Origin of the sequence: Klebsiella sp. A-Nf5, assembly GCF_002810545.1 — a bacterium.
GTDB classification, from domain to species: domain Bacteria; phylum Pseudomonadota; class Gammaproteobacteria; order Enterobacterales; family Enterobacteriaceae; genus Klebsiella; species Klebsiella variicola.
This window is the reverse complement of the sequence record NZ_PIOG01000268.1, coordinates 168,586-188,497: the sequence shown is the minus strand read 5'-3', so window position 1 is coordinate 188,497 and position 19,912 is coordinate 168,586. Positions and strand designations below refer to the sequence as shown.

The window sequence follows — 19,912 nt, the reverse complement described above, 5'->3', positions numbered from 1 at the left end:
ACGCGCATCCTGTATGATGCACTCAGACTAACCTTAGCAACGCTGGTACTACTCCCTCACAATGACCCTTTTAGCTCTTGGCATCAATCACAAAACAGCGCCGGTCGACCTGCGAGAACGCGTGACGTTTTCGCCGGAAACGCTCGATCAGGCGCTGGAGAGCTTGCTGGCTCAGCCGATGGTGCAGGGTGGGGTAGTGCTGTCGACCTGCAACCGTACGGAACTCTATCTCAGCGTCGAAGAGCAGGATAACCTGCAGGAAGCGCTGATCCGCTGGCTGTGCAACTATCACGGCCTCAACGAAGAAGACCTGCGTAAGAGCCTCTACTGGCACCAGGATAACGACGCCGTCAGCCATCTGATGCGCGTCGCCAGCGGCCTCGATTCGCTGGTGCTGGGCGAACCGCAAATTCTCGGGCAGGTGAAAAAGGCCTTTGCCGACTCCAGCCGCGGCCATCTTAACGTCAGCGAACTGGAGCGGATGTTTCAGAAATCGTTCTCGGTGGCGAAGCGCGTGCGTACCGAAACCGATATCGGCGCCAGCGCCGTTTCTGTCGCGTTCGCCGCCTGTACCCTGGCGCGGCAAATCTTTGAATCGCTTTCCAGCGTCACCGTGTTACTGGTCGGCGCCGGTGAAACTATCGAACTGGTGGCGCGCCATCTTCGCGAACATCACGTACGCAAAATGGTCATTGCCAACCGCACCCGCGAACGCGCCCAGGTGCTGGCGGACGAAGTAGGCGCCGAGGTGATTGCTCTCAGCGATATCGACGAACGGCTGAAAGAGGCCGACATTATTATCAGCTCCACCGCCAGTCCGCTGCCGATCATCGGCAAAGGTATGGTGGAGCGCGCGCTCAAGGCGCGGCGTAACCAGCCGATGCTGCTGGTGGATATCGCCGTCCCGCGCGATGTCGAACCAGAGGTCGGCAAGCTGGCCAACGCCTACCTCTACAGCGTCGACGATCTGCAAAACATCATTCAGCACAACCTGGCGCAGCGTAAGGCCGCGGCGGTGCAGGCGGAATCGATCGTCGAGCAGGAAACCAGCGAATTTATGGCCTGGCTGCGCGCGCAGAGCGCCAGCGAGACCATTCGCGAATACCGTTCTCAGTCTGAGCAGGTCCGTGAGGAGCTGACGGCGAAGGCGCTGGCCGCGCTGGAGCAGGGCGGTGATGCCCAGGAAATTATGCAGGATCTGGCGCGTAAGCTGACCAACCGCCTGATCCACGCGCCAACCAAATCTCTTCAGCAGGCCGCCCGTGACGGGGACGACGAACGCCTGCATATTCTGCGCAACAGCCTCGGGCTGGAATAGCGCACCTTTCTCTTATTTTCAGGACAGGGTGAATTCACGCCTATGAAGTCTTCTATTGTTGCCAAACTGGAAGCGTTGTACGAGCGCCATGAAGAAGTGCAGGCGCTGCTCGGCGATGCCGCGACGATTGCCGATCAGGATAAATTCCGCGCGTTGTCGCGGGAATACGCTCAACTGAGCGATGTGGCGCGCTGTTATACCGACTGGCGTCAGGTGCAGGAGGATATCGAAACTGCGCAGATGATGCTCGACGATCCGGAAATGCGCGAAATGGCGCAGGAAGAGCTGCGTGACGCCAAAGATAAAGGCGACCAGCTGGAGCAACAGCTGCAGGTGCTGCTGCTGCCGAAAGATCCCGATGACGAGCGTAACGCTTTCGTGGAAGTGCGCGCCGGAACCGGCGGTGACGAAGCGGCGCTGTTTGCCGGCGATCTGTTCCGCATGTACAGCCGCTACGCCGAATCGCGCCGCTGGCAGGTGGAAATCCTCAGCGCCAACGAAGGTGAACACGGTGGTTTCAAAGAGGTGATCGCCAAATTCAGCGGCGACGGCGTTTACGGTCGGCTGAAATTTGAATCTGGCGGCCATCGCGTGCAGCGTGTGCCGGCCACCGAATCGCAGGGGCGTATCCACACCTCCGCCTGCACCGTGGCGGTGATGCCGGAGCTGCCGGAAGCCGAAATGCCGGACATTAACCCGGCGGATCTGCGCATTGATACCTTCCGCTCCTCCGGCGCGGGCGGTCAGCACGTCAACACCACCGACTCGGCTATCCGTATTACTCACCTGCCGACCGGCATTGTGGTGGAGTGTCAGGACGAACGTTCCCAGCATAAAAACAAAGCCAAGGCGTTGTCTGTACTGGGGGCGCGTATCCGCGCCGCCGAAGTGGCCAAGCGTCAGCAGGCGGAAGCCTCCACGCGCCGTAACCTGCTGGGCAGCGGCGATCGTAGCGACCGCAACCGTACTTACAACTTCCCACAGGGGCGCGTGACCGACCACCGCATCAACCTGACGCTTTACCGTCTGGATGAAACCATGGAAGGCAAACTCGATATGCTGATTGAGCCGATTGTTCAGGAATATCAGGCCGATCAGCTGGCGGCACTGTCCGAGCAGGAATGATGACCTTTCAGGCCTGGCTGCAGCAGGCGATCGCCCGGCTACGTGAAAGCGACAGCCCGCGACGCGATGCCGAGATCCTGTTGGGACATGTTACCGGCCGGGCGCGCACCTGGATTTTGGCCTTCGGCGAAACGATGCTGTCTGCTGACGAAGCGACGACGCTGGAGGCGCTCCTGCAGCGTCGCCAGCGCGGGGAACCCATCGCCCATCTGGTTGGGCAGCGTGAGTTCTGGTCGCTGCCGCTGTTTGTCTCCCCGGCGACGCTGATCCCCCGTCCGGATACCGAGTGTCTGGTGGAGCAAGCGCTGGCGCGACTGCCTGCCGCGCCGTGCCGTATTCTCGATCTTGGCACCGGGACCGGCGCCATTGCCCTGGCGCTGGCCAGCGAGCGTCCGGACTGTGAGGTCACCGCGGTGGACGTGATCCCGGACGCCGTGGCGCTGGCATTGCGCAATGCCGCCCATCTGGGCATCGCTAACGTGACGATACGGCAAAGCGACTGGTTTAGCGCGCTGGCCGGGCAGCGTTTCGCCATGATCGTCAGTAATCCACCCTATATCGACGCCGCCGACCCGCATCTCGCCGAGGGCGATGTGCGCTTTGAGCCGTTGACGGCGCTGGTCGCTGCCGACCAGGGGCTGGCCGATCTGGCGCAGATTATCCGCGAGGGGCGGCAGTATCTGCAGCCCGGCGGCTGGATGCTACTGGAGCATGGCTGGACCCAGGGCGAGGCAGTTCGCGCCCTGTTCCGCGAAGCGGGCTATCTCGACGTCTCAACTTGTCGCGACTATGGCGACAATGAACGTCTGACTCTCGGACACTTACCCGACATGGAGAACGTTGGCTGATGAACTTATTCACGGCTGTCCTCTACCTGCACATCGCCAGCGTGGTGGTGTCGGTAGGATTGTTCGTTTTACGTTACTGGTGGATGTATCACCAGAGCCCGCTGCTGAACCAGCGGTGGGTGCGAATTGCGCCGCACTGCAGCGATACGCTGCTGTTTCTCAGCGGTGCGGGTTTAATGGCGATAACGCACTACCTGCCGTTCACCGAAGACGGCGCATGGCTGACTGAAAAGCTGTTTGGCGTTATCATTTACATCGCATTAGGTTTTATCGCGCTGGGCCGACGTCGTCCGCGCAGTCAGCAGAGCCGCTTTATCGCGTTTCTGCTGGCGCTGGTGGTGTTGTTTATTATCATTCAACTCGCCATCACAAGAATACCGATACTGGGGTAGGGCATGGGGTCATTAGCGGATTTCGAATTTAACAAAGCGCCATTATGTGATGGCATGGTCCTCATTTCTGAGCAGGTCCGCGACGATTTTCCGACGCATTTTGTCGAGGAAGAGCTGCAGCGGCTGCTGCGCCTGGCGCAGGAAGAGATTGCGACTTCGTGGGACCAGGAACGCCAGATAGAACGCTTGCTGGCGCTGTTTTACAAAGAGTGGGGCTTTGGCGCTTCGCAGGGCATTTATCGTCTTTCCGACGCATTGTGGCTGGATAAAGTGCTGATCAACCGCCAGGGCAGCGCGGTATCGTTAGGTGCCATCCTGCTGTGGATCGCTCAGCGCCTGGGGTTACCGGTGGTGCCAGTGATCTTCCCGACCCAGATGCTGCTGCGTGCGGACCCGGAAACCAGCGAAGAGATGTGGCTGATTAATCCGTTTAACGGAGATACCCTTGACGAACATACCCTGGAGGTATGGCTGAAGGGCAACATCGGGCCGGTGGCGGAACTGTTTAATGAAGATCTCGACGAAGCCGACAACGCCGAAGTGATCCGCAAACTGCTGGATACCCTGAAGTCGGCGCTGATGGAAGAGCGGCAGATGGAGCTGGCCCTGCGCGCCAGTGAGGCGCTGCTGCAGTTTAACCCGGAAGATCCGTACGAGATCCGCGATCGTGGGCTGATATACGCCCAGCTGGACTGCGATCACGTGGCGCTGCTGGATCTAAGCTATTTCGTTGAGCAGTGTCCGGAAGATCCGATCAGCGAGATGATCCGCGCACAGATCAACACGATTTCGCACAAACAAATTACATTGCATTAGTCTGGAACCATTCCGGTTACACCCTGATAAGGCGAACTTATGAAACAAAAAGTGGTTAGCATTGGTGATATCAACGTAGCAAACGACCTGCCGTTCGTGCTGTTCGGCGGGATGAACGTGCTGGAGTCTCGCGATCTGGCGATGCGCATCTGTGAACATTACGTGACCGTTACGCAGAAGCTTGGCATCCCCTACGTTTTCAAAGCCTCCTTTGATAAAGCCAACCGTTCCTCCATCCACTCCTATCGTGGTCCGGGTCTGGAAGAAGGGATGAAGATTTTCCAGGAGCTGAAGCAGACCTTTGGCGTGAAAATCATCACCGACGTTCATGAAGCCAGCCAGGCGCAGCCGGTGGCTGACGTGGTGGACGTGATCCAGCTCCCGGCCTTCCTCGCGCGCCAGACTGATCTGGTGGAAGCGATGGCCAAGACCGGGGCGGTGATCAACGTCAAGAAGCCGCAGTTCGTCAGCCCGGGCCAGATGGGCAACATCGTCGATAAGTTTATCGAAGGCGGTAACGACAAAGTGATTCTGTGTGACCGCGGCGCTAACTTCGGTTACGACAACCTGGTCGTGGATATGCTCGGCTTCGGCGTGATGAAGAAAGCCTCCAACAACTCGCCGGTCATTTTTGACGTCACCCACGCGCTGCAGTGTCGCGACCCGTTTGGCGCTGCTTCCGGTGGCCGCCGTGCGCAGGTGAGCGAACTGGCTCGCGCCGGTATGGCGGTAGGTATCGCCGGTCTGTTTATCGAAGCGCATCCGGATCCGGAGCACGCGAAATGCGACGGCCCGTCCGCGCTGCCGCTGGATAAACTGGAGCCGTTCCTCAAGCAGATGAAAGCGATTGACGATCTGGTGAAAAGCTTCGACGAGCTGGATACCAGCAAGTAAGCCTGACTGCGTCAATGAAAAAACCTGCCGGTGTTAACACCGGCAGGCTTTTTTTTCGCCCGGACTCCGCCGGGCGGGTAAGCGGGGTCAGGCGAAAATGGTCATCAGATAGGCGGCGAACAGCGCCAGGTGGGCCGCGCCGTTCAGCACATTGGTGCGCCCGGTGGAGAAGGAGATATGGCACAGCACCAGCGAAGCGACCATCACCACCATCTCCGGGGCGCCAAGGCCAAAGCGCAGCTCATTGCCGGTCAGGAAGGCGATGAGGGTGACCACCGGGACCGTCAGCGAGATGGTGGCCAGTACGGAGCCGAAAAACAGGTTCATCGCCCGCTGTACCTGATTGTTGAGCACCGCTTTGAGGGCGCCAAGGCCTTCCGGCGACAGGATCAGCAGGGCCACCAGGAAGCCGGTAAAGGCCACCGGGGCGTTCATGCTGGTCAACAGTGTTTCCAGCGGATTGGCGTTCATTTTGGTGACCGCGATCACTGCCACCAGGTGCACCAGCAGCCAGGCGGTATGCCACCCGCTGCTGTGGGCAGACGGTTTACCGTGGTGCGGGTCGTCATCGTCGCTGTCGTCTTCATGCTCATAAACAAACAGACTCTGATGGGTTTTGGTTTGAATCAGCAGGAAAACGCCGTACATGGCCGCCGAGATCACCGCCACCAGCAGCGATTGCCCGGTGCTGAAGTTTGCGCCCGGCAGCGCCATCGGAAACACCAGCACGATAATCGCCAGCGGAAACAGGGCGATAAGATACTGCTTAATGCCGAACAGATTCATATATTGGGTGGCAAATTTACGCCCGCCCAGCAGCAGAGAGAAACCGACCAGACCGCCGGTGACGATCATAATAATGGAGTAGAGCGTATCACGCATCAGGGTCGGCGCGGCGTCGCCGGTGGCCATTAAGGCGGAGATCAGACTGACTTCAAGGATAACCACCGACAGACTGAGAATCAGGGAGCCATAGGGTTCGCCCAGGCGGTGGGCGAGGACGTCGGCGTGGCGGACCACGCTGAAGGCGCTGCTTAAAATACCGACCAGCGCGAGGATATTAATTGCGATAACCACTGGCAGTGACTGGCTGCTGCCCCAGAAAAACAGCACCGCCAGCGCCAGCACCGGAAAGACGAGGGAAGACTCCTTATGGCGGGTTTTTACCGCCTCATGTGCATGGGTCATGAACCATCTCCATTTATGCAGGTGTTATAATTATAAAAACGTAGGGCGGTAAAGTAACAGATTTTGATAAATTACCGCTGGTTTTTTACTTAAATTTACGGGTATCGAGTGATATCTTGATTAGTTTATTATAATTTATGTTTACCACTATTTAGTTCTTACTATTCAGATAATTACTAAAATAATTTTTCTACTCATTTTGACGTTGATAGCCAGCCGCTTGCGTACCAGACTTAAATTTAATGCTCAAACAGGAGGTCAGTATGCCCTATCGCAATAAACAAGAACTCCCCGACAGCGTTCAGCATGTTCTGCCTGCTCATGCGCAGGAAATTTATAAAGAAGCGTTTAACAGCGCTTGGGATCAATATAAAGATAAAGATGAGCGGCGCGATGACGCCAGCCGCGAAGAGACGGCGCACAAAGTCGCCTGGGCGGCGGTGAAGAACAGCTACGAGAAAGGCGATGATGATAAGTGGCATAAGAAAAAATAATTGCTGACGCCGCTTTTATGCTTGCCAGCGCCCCGCTGATTGCTTATTGAAGGATAAAGCTGGATAATATTTCAGCAATATTGACGGATGCATGAGACGAACGCCGGGAAGCGGGCAGTGGCGGAGGTAGTAAACAGTGTTAACTCGTGATTTCTTAATGAATGCGGATTGTAAGACAGCGTTTGGCGCTATTGAGGAATCGCTACTCTGGTCGGCAGAACAACGTGCAGCCTCGCTGGCGGCGACGCTGGCCTGCCGCCCGGATGATGGCTCAGTATGGATCTTTGGCTACGGTTCGCTTATCTGGAACCCGGCGCTCAATTATCGCGAGTCCTGCACCGGTACGCTGCCGGGCTGGCATCGTGCGTTTTGCCTGCGGTTGACCGCCGGGCGCGGTAGCGCCTGCCAGCCGGGCCGCATGCTGGCTCTCAAAGAGGGCGGCCGAACCACCGGCGTCGCCTATCGTTTGCCTGACGACACGCTGGAAGAAGAGCTGACCCTGCTGTGGAAGCGGGAGATGATCACCGGCTGCTATCTGCCCACCTGGTGCAAGCTGGAGCTGGACGACGGACGGACGGTGAATGCCCTGGTGTTTATTATGGATCCGCGCCATCCGCTGTTTGAACCGGATACCAGTGCCCAGGTTATCGCCCCGCTGATCGCCCGGGCTAGCGGCCCGCTCGGCACCAACGCCCAGTACCTTTTTTCACTTGAGCAGGCGTTGAGCACGCTGGGTATGCACGATGCCAGTCTTGATGACCTCGTGGCCAGCGTACGCGCGCTGTTGGGCGAGAGTCCGACGCCAGGCCTGGCCTGAGTGCGCGGAAAAGAAAAACGCCCGGCATGGCCGGGCGTAAGTTCTGGAAGTGACGGTCAGGCCGGAACGTAGCTGATGGAGTGCTCCAGTGACTGGCTGTGACTGTCGATAAGCACGTTCCATGTGCCGCTGTAGGGCACCGTCAGATAGGCGCTGTCCCGATCCTGCACGCTCAGAATATCCGCATGGCTGTCGCCCGGAACCTTCGCGCTCATGAGATGAATATGGCAGCGCTCTGAGCACCGCACCACCAGTGTGTCACCACCAAACAACGTCAAACTTGCTTTAACCATCGCCATTTTTGTACCCCGTTTCTGTCCCGCTACAGCATCCTGCCCACCCAGTCCTCGCGTGATATTGTTCACACTTTGCTCTGTGCATCACATCAAACGCCGCGGGTCGGGATGCTGATTTTGATCAAAAAAAGGGATAAAGATTAAACAAAAATGACGTTGTTCCTGAAAGCATTCAGCTAACGTTTTTTTTGCCTCTTCAAGCGCCAATACGTGACATTTCATCCCGTTCGACAGCCTATCTTCAGAAGGTCAGCACTTTATCTGCCGCCAGCGTCCACTGGGCCAGCTCAACCAGGGTACCAACCTCTACGCCGTCAATCAGCGGTAGCGCGCTGACGCCGCGACCGTCCGCGCAGGTTTTGCACAGCTTCACCGGCACCTGCTGGGCGGTGAGGATCTCCAGCATCTGCTGCACATTGTATCCTTCCGCCGGCTTCTGCCCGCGCAGCCCGGCGGTGACGGCATCAGACATCAGAAACAGCTTGAGATCGAGGTCGGACTGTTGCTCGCGCAGGGCAATGGCCAGGCGCAGGCTGTTGAACAAGGATTCGCTGCCATAGGCGGCGCCGTTGGCGATAATCACAATACGTTGCATACAAACTCCTTCTTAAAGGCACGGTTATTGCTTTACCGCAGTATAAAGCGTTAACCCGGAGGAGGGGTATGAATAATACGACTGGTCACGCGGACGATGTGACAGCCTGGCTACAGCTGGCGCGTCGCCTGCAAAAACAACAGCTTCAGCAGCTTAGCCAACTGGGGGAACTGGCCAGCCAGCTCAGCGCGCTGGTGCATATGCTGCAGTGTGAGCGCGGGGCGTCGAATATTTTTCTTTGCTCGGGCGGCCAACTGTATGCGGCGGAGTGTCGGGCGGGCGGGGCGCTGGTTGATGAGCGGTTAGCGCTGTTCTATGCCAGCCTCGAACGGGCACGTACGGTCGCCGGCAGCGCGCTGTGCTGGCGCATTGCCAGGGCGGTTGGCGATCTGCTGCAGCTTCCGGCGCTGCGCGAGCAGATCGCTCGCCGGCAGATTACCGCTGAAGCCGCGACGGAGCAGTTCAGCCGCGTCATCCGCCAGCTGCTGAACATCGTCCCGCAGCTCAATGACAGCATTGACGATCCGCCGGTGGCTGGCCGCATGGTCGCGCTGTACAGCTTTATGCAGGGTAAAGAGCTGGTGGGTCAGGAACGCGCGCTGGGCGCTCTGGGCTTTACCCGCGGCGAGTTCAGCGACAGCCTGCGCCAGCAGCTGGTGGACCGTATTGACGGTCAGCAGCCCTGCTTCGACAGCTTTCAGGCGCTGGGCAGCCCGGCGACCGTCCAGCTGTTTATCACCCAGTGCCAGGCCGGCCTGGACATCGAACAGCTGCGGCGGATCGCCTGCACCCGCCAGCCTGCCGCCGACGGCGGGGAAACAGCGCTGCGCTGGTTTGGTCTGCAAACCCAGCGGCTTGAGCACCTGCGCGAAGTGGAAGAACAATTGATCGACGATCTGCTGGACGCCACCGACGCGCTGCTAGTGGACGACGCGCCAGGCTGGCTGGCCGGCGAGGAAGTCGATACCCTGACGCCGCATCTGGATAAACAGCTGCTGCCGCTGGTGCGCCAGCAGGCCTATGAGCTGCAGCAGCTCTCGAGCCAGCTGGCCTCGCTGAAAGACGCGCTCGAAGAACGCAAGCTGATCGAAAAAGCGAAAAGCCTGCTGATGACGCACCAGGGAATGCAGGAGGAGCAGGCCTGGCAGACGCTGCGTAAGATGGCCATGGATAAAAATCAGCGCATGGTTGAGATAGCCCGCGCGCTGCTGATGGTGAAGGCGATTTGGCCGCTAACACCAAAGGAGTAGATGCACAATCAATGGGCATTCTTTGCCTGCCGGCGGTGCACTTTTACGTGAGAAACCGGCCAACGCTGGGGAAAAGCCGGCCAGCGCGCCATTGCCAAAGCTGGCATCCCGTTTGCATTACTGATTGAGTGAATAAAAGTCCGGACAACGAACCAATGGCGGTTCGGGTGTCCGTGGATAAAGGCGTCCTGCAGTGCGTATGCACTGTCGGGCGCTTTTTTTTTGCGCGTGGTGGAGCGGATATGAGCGACAAGTTTTCAATTTCCCGGCGGCGCTTGCTGCAGGCAGGGGCCGCGCTGGGCGGCGCGATGCTGCTGCCGGGTGTGATGCAGGCCGCATGGGCCGGCGGATCGGACAAACCGGAGCAAACCCGCGTGCGGGTCGGATTTATTCCGCTGACCGATTGCGCGCCGCTGGCCATCGCCGCGGCGAAGGGGTTTGACAAAAAGTATGGCATCACCCTGGTGGCGAGTAAGGAAGCCAGCTGGGCGGCGGTGCGCGACAAGCTGGTGGCCGGCGAACTGGACGCGGCACATATTCTCTACGGCCTGCTGTACGGTCTTGAACTGGGGATCGCCAGCAAGCCGCAGGCGATGGCTAATTTGATGACCCTCAACCGTAATGGCCAGGCGATTACCCTCTCCGGCGAGTTGCAGGAGAAAGGGGTAACCGACCTCGGCGGGCTGAAACGGCTGATCGACCGCAGCGCGCCGGGCAGCTACACCTTCGCCCATACCTTTCCCACCGGCACCCATGCCATGTGGCTCTACTACTGGCTGGCGAGCGCCGGCATCGATCCCTTTAACGATGTGCGCACCGTCGTGGTGCCGCCGCCGCAGATGGTGATGAACATGCGCATCGGCAATATGAGCGGCTTTTGCGTCGGCGAGCCGTGGAACGCCCGCGCCATTAACGACCGCATTGGCTTCACCGCGGCCACTTCCCAGGATATCTGGCCCGAGCATCCGGAAAAGGTGCTGGGCACCCGTCGCGACTGGGTGGAACGCAACCCGAACACCGCCCGCGCGCTGGTGGCGGCTCTGATGGAGGCGCAGCGCTGGATCGCCGCCTCGCCGGAGAACACTCAGGAGACGGCCCGCCTGCTCGCCAGACGCGGCTGGCTCAATACCAAGGAGCAGTACCTCACCGGCCGGATGCTTGGGGAGTATGACAACGGCCTCGGCCGCCGCTGGCAGGATGCCCATCCGATGCGCTTCTGGGCCGGGGGCGAGGTCAGTTTCCCCTGGCTGTCGGATGGAATGTGGTTCCTCACCCAGTTCCGCCGCTGGGGACTGCTGAAGCAGGCTCCGGATTACCTCGCGGTGGCGTCACGCATTAACCGCATCGACGTCTGGCAGGCTGCCGCCCAGGCGGTCGGCGGGATCAGCGCACCGGCAGCCACGATGCGCAGCAGCACACTGATGGACGGTACGGTCTGGAACGGGTCCGACCCGGAAGGCTACGCCCGCCATTTTGCCATTCAACGTAAGGGGGCATGAGATGAAGCAGGCACAACGTAAGCAACCGGTCGTCAGCGTGGAGAACGCGCCTGGCGAAGTGATTATCCTGCCGCCGGTGCAGGTCCGGCGTACCACGCCAACCGTCACGCGTTGGTTGCGTGAGCTCACTCAGCGCTTGCTGCCCCCGCTGTTGGGGTTGGGGGTGCTGCTGCTGGCCTGGCAGCTGGCGGCGATGCACAGCAAAGGCTTTCCCACGCCGCTGAGCACGCTGGACTCGGCGCTGACGCTGTTTGCCGATCCGTTCTATCAGGACGGGCCCAATGACATGGGCATCGGCTGGAACGTGCTGGCCTCCCTGCAGCGCGTAGCGGTGGGCTTCGGCCTGGCGGCGCTGGCGGGCATTCCGCTGGGGTTTTTGATCGGCCGTTCGCTGTTCTTCGCCCGCATGTTTAATCCGCTGATTGCCCTGCTGCGCCCGGTCAGCCCGCTGGCCTGGCTGCCGATTGGCCTGCTGCTGTTCCAGAAGGCGGAGCCGGCCTCCAGCTGGACCATTTTTATCTGCTCCATCTGGCCGATGGTGATCAACACCGCGGAAGGCGTGCGGCGGATCCCGCAGGACTATCTCAATGTCGCCCGAGTCCTCCAGCTCTCGGAGTGGACGGTGATGCGCAAAATTCTCTTTCCGGCGGTGCTGCCGGCGGTGCTCACCGGCGTGCGTCTCTCCATCGGCATCGCCTGGCTGGTGATCGTGGCGGCGGAAATGCTCACCGGCGGGCTGGGGATCGGCTTCTGGATCTGGAACGAGTGGAACAACCTCAATGTGGAAAACATCATCATCGCCATCGTCATTATCGGCGTCGTCGGCCTGCTGCTGGAGCAGGGTCTGATGCTGCTCGCCCGCCGCTTTAGCTGGCAGGAAAAATAAGGAGCCAACATGAAACCATTAATTCAGGTGCAGGCCGTCAGCCAGCGCTTTAACACCGCCAGCGGCGAGTTCCTGGCGCTGCAGAATGTCTCCTTCGATATCGTCGAAGGGGAGACCATCAGTCTGATTGGCCACTCGGGCTGCGGAAAATCGACCCTGCTGAATCTGATCGCCGGGATCACGACGCCCACCGAGGGCGGACTGCTGTGTGATAACCGGGAAATCGCCGGGCCCGGGCCGGAGCGGGCGGTGGTTTTCCAGAACCACTCGCTGCTGCCGTGGCTGAGCTGTTTCGATAATGTGGCGCTGGCGGTGGATCAGGTGTTCCGTCGCACCATGAGCAAGAGTGAGCGCCGGGAGTGGATCGAACACAACCTGGCACGCGTGCAGATGGGGCATGCGCTGCACAAACGTCCCGGGGAGATCTCCGGCGGCATGAAGCAGCGGGTCGGTATCGCCCGGGCGCTGGCGATGAAGCCGAAGGTGCTGTTGCTTGATGAGCCCTTCGGCGCCCTGGATGCGCTGACCCGCGCTCACCTTCAGGACACGGTGATGCATATTCAGCAGGAGCTTAATACCACCATCGTCATGATCACCCACGACGTTGATGAAGCGGTGCTGCTCTCGGATCGGGTGCTGATGATGACCAACGGTCCGGCGGCGACGGTCGGTGAGATCCTCGCGGTCGATCTGCCGCGTCCGCGTCACCGCGTTCAGCTGGCGGACGACAGCCGGTATCACCATCTGCGTCAGCAGATCCTGCATTTTTTGTATGAAAAACAGCCGAAAGCGGCGTAAGGGGGCGGTCATGACGCGGCGACTGGTGGTGATCGGTAACGGCATGGCGGCCACCCGACTGGTGCAGCGACTGGTTGAGCGCGACCCCGCGCGGTTTGCCATTACCGTCGTCGGCGACGAGCCGCACCCGGCCTATAACCGCATTCAGCTCTCGCCGCTGCTGGCTGGCGAAAAAACGGCGGCGCAGCTCCCGTTGCTGCCGGCGGAGTGGTACACCCGGCACGGGGTGTGCCTGCGATCCGGCGAGGCGGTCGATGAAGTCGATGTTGAGCAACGGCGGCTGCGCATCGCGGAAACCTGGCTGCCGTGGGACGAGCTGGTGTTCGCCACCGGTTCGCGGCCCTTTATCCCGCCGCTGCCGGGCCGTGATCGTCCGCAGGTTATCCCCTTCCGCACCCTGGTGGACGTGGAACGAATTCTGGCGATACCCGGGCCGGCGGTGGTGATTGGCGGCGGAGTACTCGGTGTGGAAGCGGCGGCGGCGCTGCGTCGCCATGGCGGGGAGGTCACTCTTCTGCATCGCGGCAGCGGATTAATGGCGCCGCTGACCGACGCTTTTGCCGCCGATGAGCTCAGGCAGCAGCTTGAAGCGCGCGGCATCCGCTGCGTGCTGGAATGCCGGATCGCCGCCATCGAAGAGGATGGTGTGCGGCTGGCGGACGGGCGCGCTTTCCGCGCCGCCAGAGTGGTGCTGGCCGCCGGCGTGCAGCCCGACAGCCGTCTGGCGGCGCAGAGCGGCGTGCTGTGCCAGCGGGGGATCGTGGTTGACCGCCAGATGGCCGCCTCGCTGCCGGGGATCAGCGCCATCGGGGAATGTTGCGAAATTGACGGCCAGACCTGGGGGCTGGTAGCTCCCTGCCTGCGCCAGGCCGAAGTACTGGCGGATCGCCTGTGCGGCGCCCCCGGCGAGGGCTTTGTCTGGCAGGACGCCGGGACCCGCCTGAAGGTTACCGGCATTGAACTCTTTGGCGCTGGGGAGCAGCAGGCCGGCGAACAGGATGACATCTATACCAGCTGGGACCCCATCGATCGCCACTACCGTCGCCTGCTGTTGCGCGACGGCCGCCTGCGCGGCGTGCTGCTGATGGGCGACTGCACCGCCGCCACCGCGCTCACCGCGCGCCTGGACAGCGACGAGCCCGCCACTGCGGACTGGCTTTTTGACCCCTCTTCAACGCAGCCGCAGGCTGCAGGAATAATGACGATGACGAAACCTGTATTAGTGCTGGTGGGACATGGCATGGTCGGCCACCATTTTCTCGAACAATGCGTGAGCCGCAACCTGCATCAGCAATATCGAATCGTGGTGTTTGGCGAAGAGCGTTACGCCGCCTACGACCGGGTACATCTCTCCGAATATTTCGCCGGGCGCAGCGCTCAATCGCTATCGCTGGTGGCCGATGATTTCTTTCACCAGCACGGCATCGAACTCCGTCTCGGCGAGGCGGTGGCGACGATCGACCGCGACGCGCGGCTGGTGCGGGACGCCGAGGGACATGAAACCCACTGGGATAAACTGGTGCTGGCGACCGGCTCCTATCCCTTTGTTCCGCCGATCCCTGGCAACGATCTCGACGGGTGCTTTGTCTACCGCACGCTTGACGATCTTGACCGTATCGCCGCCCATGCCGCCGCGGCGAAGACCGGGGTGGTGATCGGCGGCGGCCTGCTCGGGCTGGAGGCGGCTAACGCCCTGAAACAGCTGGGGCTGAACACGCACGTGGTGGAGTTTGCCCCGAACCTGATGGCCGTCCAGCTGGATAACGGCGGGGCGGCGATGCTCCGGGAGAAGATCGTCGCCCTCGGCGTGGGGGTGCATACCAGCAAAGCGACCACCGCCATCGTGCGCGAGGCCGACGGCCTGCGGCTGAACTTTGCCGACGGCGGTACGCTGCGGACCGACATGGTGGTCTTCTCGGCGGGGATCCGTCCGCAGGACGCGCTGGCCCGCGGCTGCGCGCTGCAGGTGGGCGAACGCGGGGGCATTCACATCGACGGCCAGTGCCGCACCTCTGACCCGGACGTGCTGGCGATAGGCGAATGCGCCCTGTGGGACAATAAAATTTACGGTCTGGTGGCGCCGGGCTATCAGATGGCGCGTATCGCCGCGGCCACCCTCGCGGGAGAAGACGCCTGCTTTAGCGGCGCCGACATGAGCACCAAACTGAAGCTGTTGGGGGTCGACGTGGCCTCATTTGGCGATGCGCAGGGGCGCACGCCGGGTTGCCAGAGCTATCAATGGACCGACGGTCCGCTGCAGGTTTACAAAAAAATCGTCGTCAGTCAGGACGGCAAAACCCTGCTTGGCGGTGTGCTGGTGGGGGAGGCCAGCGACTATGCCACGCTGCTGCAGATGATGCTGAACGGCATGGCGCTGCCGCCGCGTCCGGAGAGCCTGATCCTGCCTGCGCTGGAGGGCGCCGCGCCGAAGGCGCTCGGCGTCGCGGCGCTGCCGGACAGCGCGCCGATCTGCTCCTGCCATAACGTCAGCAAAGGCGATATCTGCCAGGCGGTGAACCATGGGGCGGGGGATATGGCGGCGATAAAAAGCTGCACCAGAGCGGCCACCGGCTGCGGCGGCTGCAGCGCGCTGGTGAAACAGGTGATGGAGTACCAGCTGGCGGAGCAGGGCGTCGAAGTGAAAAAAGACGTCTGCGAGCATTTCCCGTGGTCGCGCCAGGAGATCTACCACCTGGTGCGGGTCAACCATATCCATACCTTCGAGCAGCTGATTAGCCGCTACGGCCAGGGGCACGGCTGTGATGTCTGCAAACCGCTGGTGGCCTCGGTGCTGGCCTCCTGCTGGAACGAGTACCTGCTGAAGCCGGCGCACCTGCCGCTGCAGGATACCAACGACCGCTATTTCGCCAATATTCAGAAGGACGGAACCTATTCGGTGGTGCCGCGGATGGCGGCGGGGGAAGTGACGCCGGACGGGCTGATCGCCATCGGGCAGATCGCCAAACGTTACCAGCTCTACAGCAAAGTGACCGGTGGCCAGCGTATCGATCTGTTTGGCGCGCGGCTGGAACAGCTACCGGCTATCTGGCGCGAGCTGGCCGACGCCGGGTTTGAAACCGGCCACGCCTACGGCAAGTCGCTGCGCACGGTGAAATCCTGCGTCGGCTCAACCTGGTGTCGCTACGGCGTGCAGGACTCCACCGGGCTCGCCGTGCGGCTCGAGCATCGCTATAAAGGGCTGCGCGCCCCGCACAAAATCAAGATGGCGGTCTCCGGCTGCACCCGCGAATGCGCCGAAGCCCAGGGGAAAGATATCGGGGTGATTGCCACCGATAAAGGCTGGAATCTGTACGTCTGCGGCAACGGCGGGATGAAACCGCGTCACGCCGACCTGTTTGCCAGCGATCTCGACGAAGCGACGCTGATCCGCAGCATCGATCGTCTGCTGATGTTCTATATCCGTACCGCCGATCGCCTGCAGCGGACCAGCACCTGGATGGATAACCTGGAGGGCGGCGTCGCCTATCTGCGGCAGGTGGTGCTGGAGGATAGTCTCGGCCTTGGCGAGGAGCTGGAGCAGGAGATGGCCAGGATCGTCGACAGCTACCAGTGCGAGTGGCAGACCACCCTCAACGATCCGCAGCGTCTGGCGCTGTTCCGCTCCTTCGTGAACAGCGACCAGCCGGACGAGGCGGTGCAGCGCCACGAGCTGCGTGGTCAGCCGCAGCTGTTGCTGACTGAGACGTTGCCCGAAGGCGAACTCCCATCCCGGCCGTGGCAGGCGGTATGCGACCTTGACGCCATCCCGGCGCAGGCGGGGATTGGCGCCCGCTTAGGGGAGCGGCAGATTGCCCTGTTCCGCTTCGGCGATCGGGTCTACGCCCTGGACAACCGAGAGCCGGGCAGCGCGGCCAACGTCCTGTCACGCGGGCTGTTAGGGGACGTCGGCGGCGAGCCGGTGGTGATCTCCCCACTGTACAAACAGCGGATTCGCCTGCGCGACGGCTGGCCGTGCGACGGCAGTGAACAGGCGGTACGCGCCTGGCCGGTAAAAGTGGAAAACGGCAAAGTGTGGGTGGGCAGCCAGCAACTGCTGGCGCGCGCGGAGGCCTCCTGATGCAGACCATCCGAACGACCTGTCCTTACTGTGGTGTGGGCTGCGGCGTACTGGCGAGCGTGGATGACGCGGGGCAGGTGAGCGTGCGCGGCGACGATCAGCATCCGGCGAACCTCGGCCGCCTGTGCGTCAAAGGGGCGGCATTAGGGGAGACCACGGGCCTGGCGGGGCGGCTGCTGGCGCCGGAGGTCGACGGCCAACAGGTAGCCTGGCCTCAGGCGCTGGCGGAGGCCGCTGCGCGCCTGCAACAGGTCATCGACCAGCACGGCCCGCAGGCGGTGGCCTTTTACGCCTCCGGCCAGCTGTTAACGGAGGATTACTATGCCGCCAATAAGCTGATGAAGGGGTTTATCGGCGCGGCGAACATCGATACCAATTCGCGGCTGTGCATGTCGTCAGCGGTGACCGGCTACAAGCGGGCCTTTGGCGCCGATGTGGTGCCCTGTAGCTATGAGGATGTGGAAAACAGCGATCTGGTGGTGCTGGTCGGCTCGAACGCCGCCTGGGCGCATCCGGTGCTGTTCCAACGGCTGGCGCAGGCGAAGCGGGATAATCCCCGGCTGCGGATCGTGGTGATCGACCCCCGACGCACCGCCACCTGCGAGATCGCCGACCGCCATCTGGCGCTGGCCCCGGGAAGCGATGGTGGGTTGTTTGTGGGATTACTTAACGCCCTGGTGCAAGCCGGTGCCTGCGTTGATGGCTTTCGCGATGGCTCGCAGGCGCTGGCCGAGGCGAGTGGCTGGGACGTGGCGAAGGTGGCGGATTTTTGCGGCCTGGCTGCCGATGAGGTGGCGGCCTTCTATCGCGAGTTCATCGCCGCCCCGCGGGCGATCACCCTCTACACCATGGGAATCAATCAATCCGCCAGCGGCAGCGACAAATGTAACGCAATCATCAACGTCCATCTGGCCAGCGGGAAGTATAGCCGCCGCGGCTGTGGCCCCTTTTCGCTGACCGGTCAACCCAACGCCATGGGCGGCCGCGAAGTCGGCGGGCTGGCGACGATGCTGGCGGCGCACATGGATTTTGTGCCAGACGATCTGCAGCGGCTGGCCCGCTTCTGGGGGACGGAACGGCTGGCGCAGACCCCGGGGCTGACCGCCGTGGAGCTGTTTGCCGCCATTGGCCGCGGCGAGGTCAAAGCGGTCTGGATCATGGGTACCAACCCGGTGGTGTCGCTCCCTGACAGCCACGCGGTGAGCCAGGCGCTGGCCGCCTGTCCGCTGGTGATCGTCTCGGATGTCGCCGCCCAGACCGATACCGGACGTTTCGCCCACATCCGCTTTCCGGCGCTGGCCTGGGGCGAGAAGAATGGCACGGTCACCAACTCGGAGCGGCGGATCTCCCGTCAGCGCAGCTTTCTGCCGCCGCCGGGGGAGGCGAAAGCGGACTGGTGGATCATCGCCAGAGTGGGGCAGGCGCTGGGGTATCGCGAGGCGTTTGCCTGGCAGCATCCGCATGACGTCTTCCGCGAGCATGCGGCGCTGTCCGGTTTCGAAAACGACGGTCAGCGGGCGTTTGATATCGGCGCGCTGGCGGATCTCAGCCGTGAGGCGTGGGACGCCATGGCGCCGGTGCGCTGGCCGGTCAGCCGCAGCGAAGCCGCCTGGGATATCGTGCGCGGCTGGCATGGCGATGGCAGGCTGCGGATGGTGCCGGTGACGCCTCAACCGACCCGGGCGACAACCGATGTCTTTTATCCGCTGATCCTCAACAGCGGGCGGATCCGCGATCAGTGGCACACCATGACCCGCACCGGCACGGTGCCGCGGCTGATGCAGCACATCGCGGAGCCGGTGGTGGAGGTGGCGCCGCAGGATGCCGTTCGCTACCAGCTTCCCGCCGACGGGCTGGCGCGGATCTGGTCGCGGCATGGGGTGATGGTGGCGAAAGTGACGATCAGCGAAGGGCAGCGCCCCGGCTCGCTGTTTGTTCCGATGCACTGGAACAATCAGTTTGCCCGTCAGGGGCGGGTGAATAACCTGCTGGCCGCCGTCACGGACCCGTATTCCGGCCAGCCGGAAAGTAAACAGGCGGCGGTGGCCATCGCCGCCTGGCAACCTTCCTGGCACAGCGAGCTGCTTTGTCGCGAACCGCTGCCGTTTCCAGCGGCCTGGCACTGGCGGCGGCGGGCAGCGCCTGGCGTGCTGCACTATTCGCTGGCTGGGGAGGCGTCTGCCCGACAGTGGATCAGCGCGTGGTGCGCGCAGCGCGGCTGGCAGCTACAGGTGGCTGAAGGCGGCGTGGTATGGAACCTGCTGGCCTGGCATCAGGGGAGGCTGATGCTCGGCTGGTGGAGCGATGCGCGCGAGCCGGTGGTGGATAGCGCATGGATAAGCGCCGCCTTTGCCGCGCCGCCGTCCGATGCCGTCCAGCGACATGCGTTGCTTAGCGGCCGACCGGGCGCCGCCGTCGCCCCGCGGGGGCGGATCGTCTGCAGCTGCTTTGGCGTGGGGGAACGGTTAATTAGCGAGGCTATCGCCAGCGGCTGCGCCAGCGTCGGGGCGTTGGGAGCGAAGCTGAAATGCGGGACCAACTGCGGCTCCTGCGTGCCGGAGCTCAACGCGCTGCTGGCGGCGCAACGATCCCGAACCCAGGCGTAACGGTGGCGCGCA

17 protein-coding genes are annotated in these 19,912 nt (G+C 61.9%); 14 read left to right on the top strand and 3 right to left on the bottom strand.

All coding sequences use genetic code 11. The annotated features are described in order from the left end of the window. The first annotated feature begins 61 nt into the window (after positions 1-61). From hemA to kdsA, 6 genes are read left to right on the top strand one after another with little or no spacing between them, the layout of a single operon-like run. A complete protein-coding gene (gene hemA / locus CWM53_RS26040) occupies positions 62-1,318 on the top strand; it encodes a glutamyl-tRNA reductase (protein ID WP_008804386.1) in 1,257 nt (418 codons plus the stop codon). Positions 1,319-1,360: 42 nt separating this feature from the next. Further along, the gene (gene prfA, locus CWM53_RS26035) at positions 1,361-2,443 is read left to right on the top strand and encodes a peptide chain release factor 1 (protein ID WP_061154184.1); all 1,083 of its coding nucleotides are present in this window, start codon (positions 1,361-1,363) and stop codon (positions 2,441-2,443) included. Then, positions 2,443-3,291, top strand: a complete 849-nt coding sequence (prmC, locus tag CWM53_RS26030) for a peptide chain release factor N(5)-glutamine methyltransferase (protein WP_100729521.1) — start codon at positions 2,443-2,445, stop codon at positions 3,289-3,291. Before prfA ends, prmC begins: the two co-directional genes overlap by 1 nt. Then, positions 3,291-3,683: an invasion regulator SirB2 gene (gene sirB2 / locus CWM53_RS26025; RefSeq protein WP_008804389.1), complete on the top strand. Its 393-nt coding sequence runs from the start codon at positions 3,291-3,293 to the stop codon at positions 3,681-3,683. The genes prmC and sirB2 overlap by 1 nt, the downstream gene beginning before the upstream one ends. A 3-nt stretch (positions 3,684-3,686) precedes the next feature. Then, entirely contained in the window at positions 3,687-4,499 is an 813-nt protein-coding gene (gene sirB1 / locus CWM53_RS26020; protein ID WP_074385519.1) for an invasion regulator SirB1, read from the top strand. A gap of 39 nt (positions 4,500-4,538) precedes the next feature. Beyond that, positions 4,539-5,393, top strand: a complete 855-nt coding sequence (gene kdsA / locus CWM53_RS26015) for a 3-deoxy-8-phosphooctulonate synthase (RefSeq protein ID WP_061154187.1) — start codon at positions 4,539-4,541, stop codon at positions 5,391-5,393. 87 nt (positions 5,394-5,480) lie between these two features. Here the strand turns inward: kdsA and chaA are convergent, their stop codons facing one another. Continuing rightward, a complete protein-coding gene (gene chaA, locus CWM53_RS26010; RefSeq protein ID WP_008804391.1) occupies positions 5,481-6,581 on the bottom strand; it encodes a sodium-potassium/proton antiporter ChaA in 1,101 nt (366 codons plus the stop codon). Positions 6,582-6,844: 263 nt separating this feature from the next. On the opposite strand from chaA, the gene chaB reads away from it, so the two are divergent. Both chaB and CWM53_RS26000 read left to right on the top strand, forming a co-directional pair. Beyond that, positions 6,845-7,075, top strand: a complete 231-nt coding sequence (gene chaB, locus CWM53_RS26005) for a putative cation transport regulator ChaB (protein ID WP_008804392.1) — start codon at positions 6,845-6,847, stop codon at positions 7,073-7,075. Positions 7,076-7,211: 136 nt separating this feature from the next. Then, positions 7,212-7,892 (top strand): gamma-glutamylcyclotransferase, encoded by a 681-nt coding sequence (locus CWM53_RS26000; protein ID WP_074385521.1) that lies wholly within the window; start codon positions 7,212-7,214, stop codon positions 7,890-7,892. 56 nt (positions 7,893-7,948) lie between these two features. On the opposite strand, the gene CWM53_RS25995 is transcribed toward CWM53_RS26000, so the two are convergent. Continuing rightward, a complete protein-coding gene (locus tag CWM53_RS25995) occupies positions 7,949-8,191 on the bottom strand; it encodes a DUF1883 domain-containing protein (RefSeq protein ID WP_002910387.1) in 243 nt (80 codons plus the stop codon). 238 nt (positions 8,192-8,429) lie between these two features. Further along, positions 8,430-8,783, bottom strand: coding sequence for a DsrE/DsrF/TusD sulfur relay family protein (locus CWM53_RS25990; RefSeq protein ID WP_012541343.1), 354 nt, complete (start codon positions 8,781-8,783; stop codon positions 8,430-8,432). Between the two features lie 68 nt (positions 8,784-8,851). Between CWM53_RS25990 and nasR the strand changes: the two genes are divergently transcribed. The 6 genes from nasR (at position 8,852) to CWM53_RS25960 (ending at position 19,900) form a co-directional block, all read left to right on the top strand. Continuing rightward, complete coding sequence (gene nasR / locus CWM53_RS25985; RefSeq protein ID WP_074385523.1) at positions 8,852-10,033, top strand: nitrate regulatory protein NasR; 1,182 nt, start codon at positions 8,852-8,854, stop codon at positions 10,031-10,033. Between the two features lie 242 nt (positions 10,034-10,275). Beyond that, positions 10,276-11,532: a CmpA/NrtA family ABC transporter substrate-binding protein gene (locus CWM53_RS25980; RefSeq protein WP_032733486.1), complete on the top strand. Its 1,257-nt coding sequence runs from the start codon at positions 10,276-10,278 to the stop codon at positions 11,530-11,532. A 1-nt stretch (position 11,533) separates the two neighbouring features. After that, positions 11,534-12,418 carry a nitrate ABC transporter permease gene (gene ntrB / locus CWM53_RS25975; protein ID WP_023290141.1) on the top strand — a complete coding sequence of 295 codons (885 nt, stop codon included), beginning with the start codon at positions 11,534-11,536 and terminating at the stop codon, positions 12,416-12,418. 9 nt (positions 12,419-12,427) lie between these two features. After that, on the top strand, positions 12,428-13,216 hold the full coding sequence (locus CWM53_RS25970) for an ABC transporter ATP-binding protein (RefSeq protein ID WP_004145418.1): 789 nt from the start codon (positions 12,428-12,430) through the stop codon (positions 13,214-13,216). A gap of 10 nt (positions 13,217-13,226) precedes the next feature. Then, positions 13,227-17,294 (top strand): nitrite reductase large subunit NirB, encoded by a 4,068-nt coding sequence (nirB, locus tag CWM53_RS25965; protein WP_100729520.1) that lies wholly within the window; start codon positions 13,227-13,229, stop codon positions 17,292-17,294. After that, positions 17,294-19,900, top strand: a complete 2,607-nt coding sequence (locus tag CWM53_RS25960; RefSeq protein ID WP_100750901.1) for a nitrate reductase — start codon at positions 17,294-17,296, stop codon at positions 19,898-19,900. Before nirB ends, CWM53_RS25960 begins: the two co-directional genes overlap by 1 nt. Positions 19,901-19,912 lie beyond the last annotated feature (12 nt).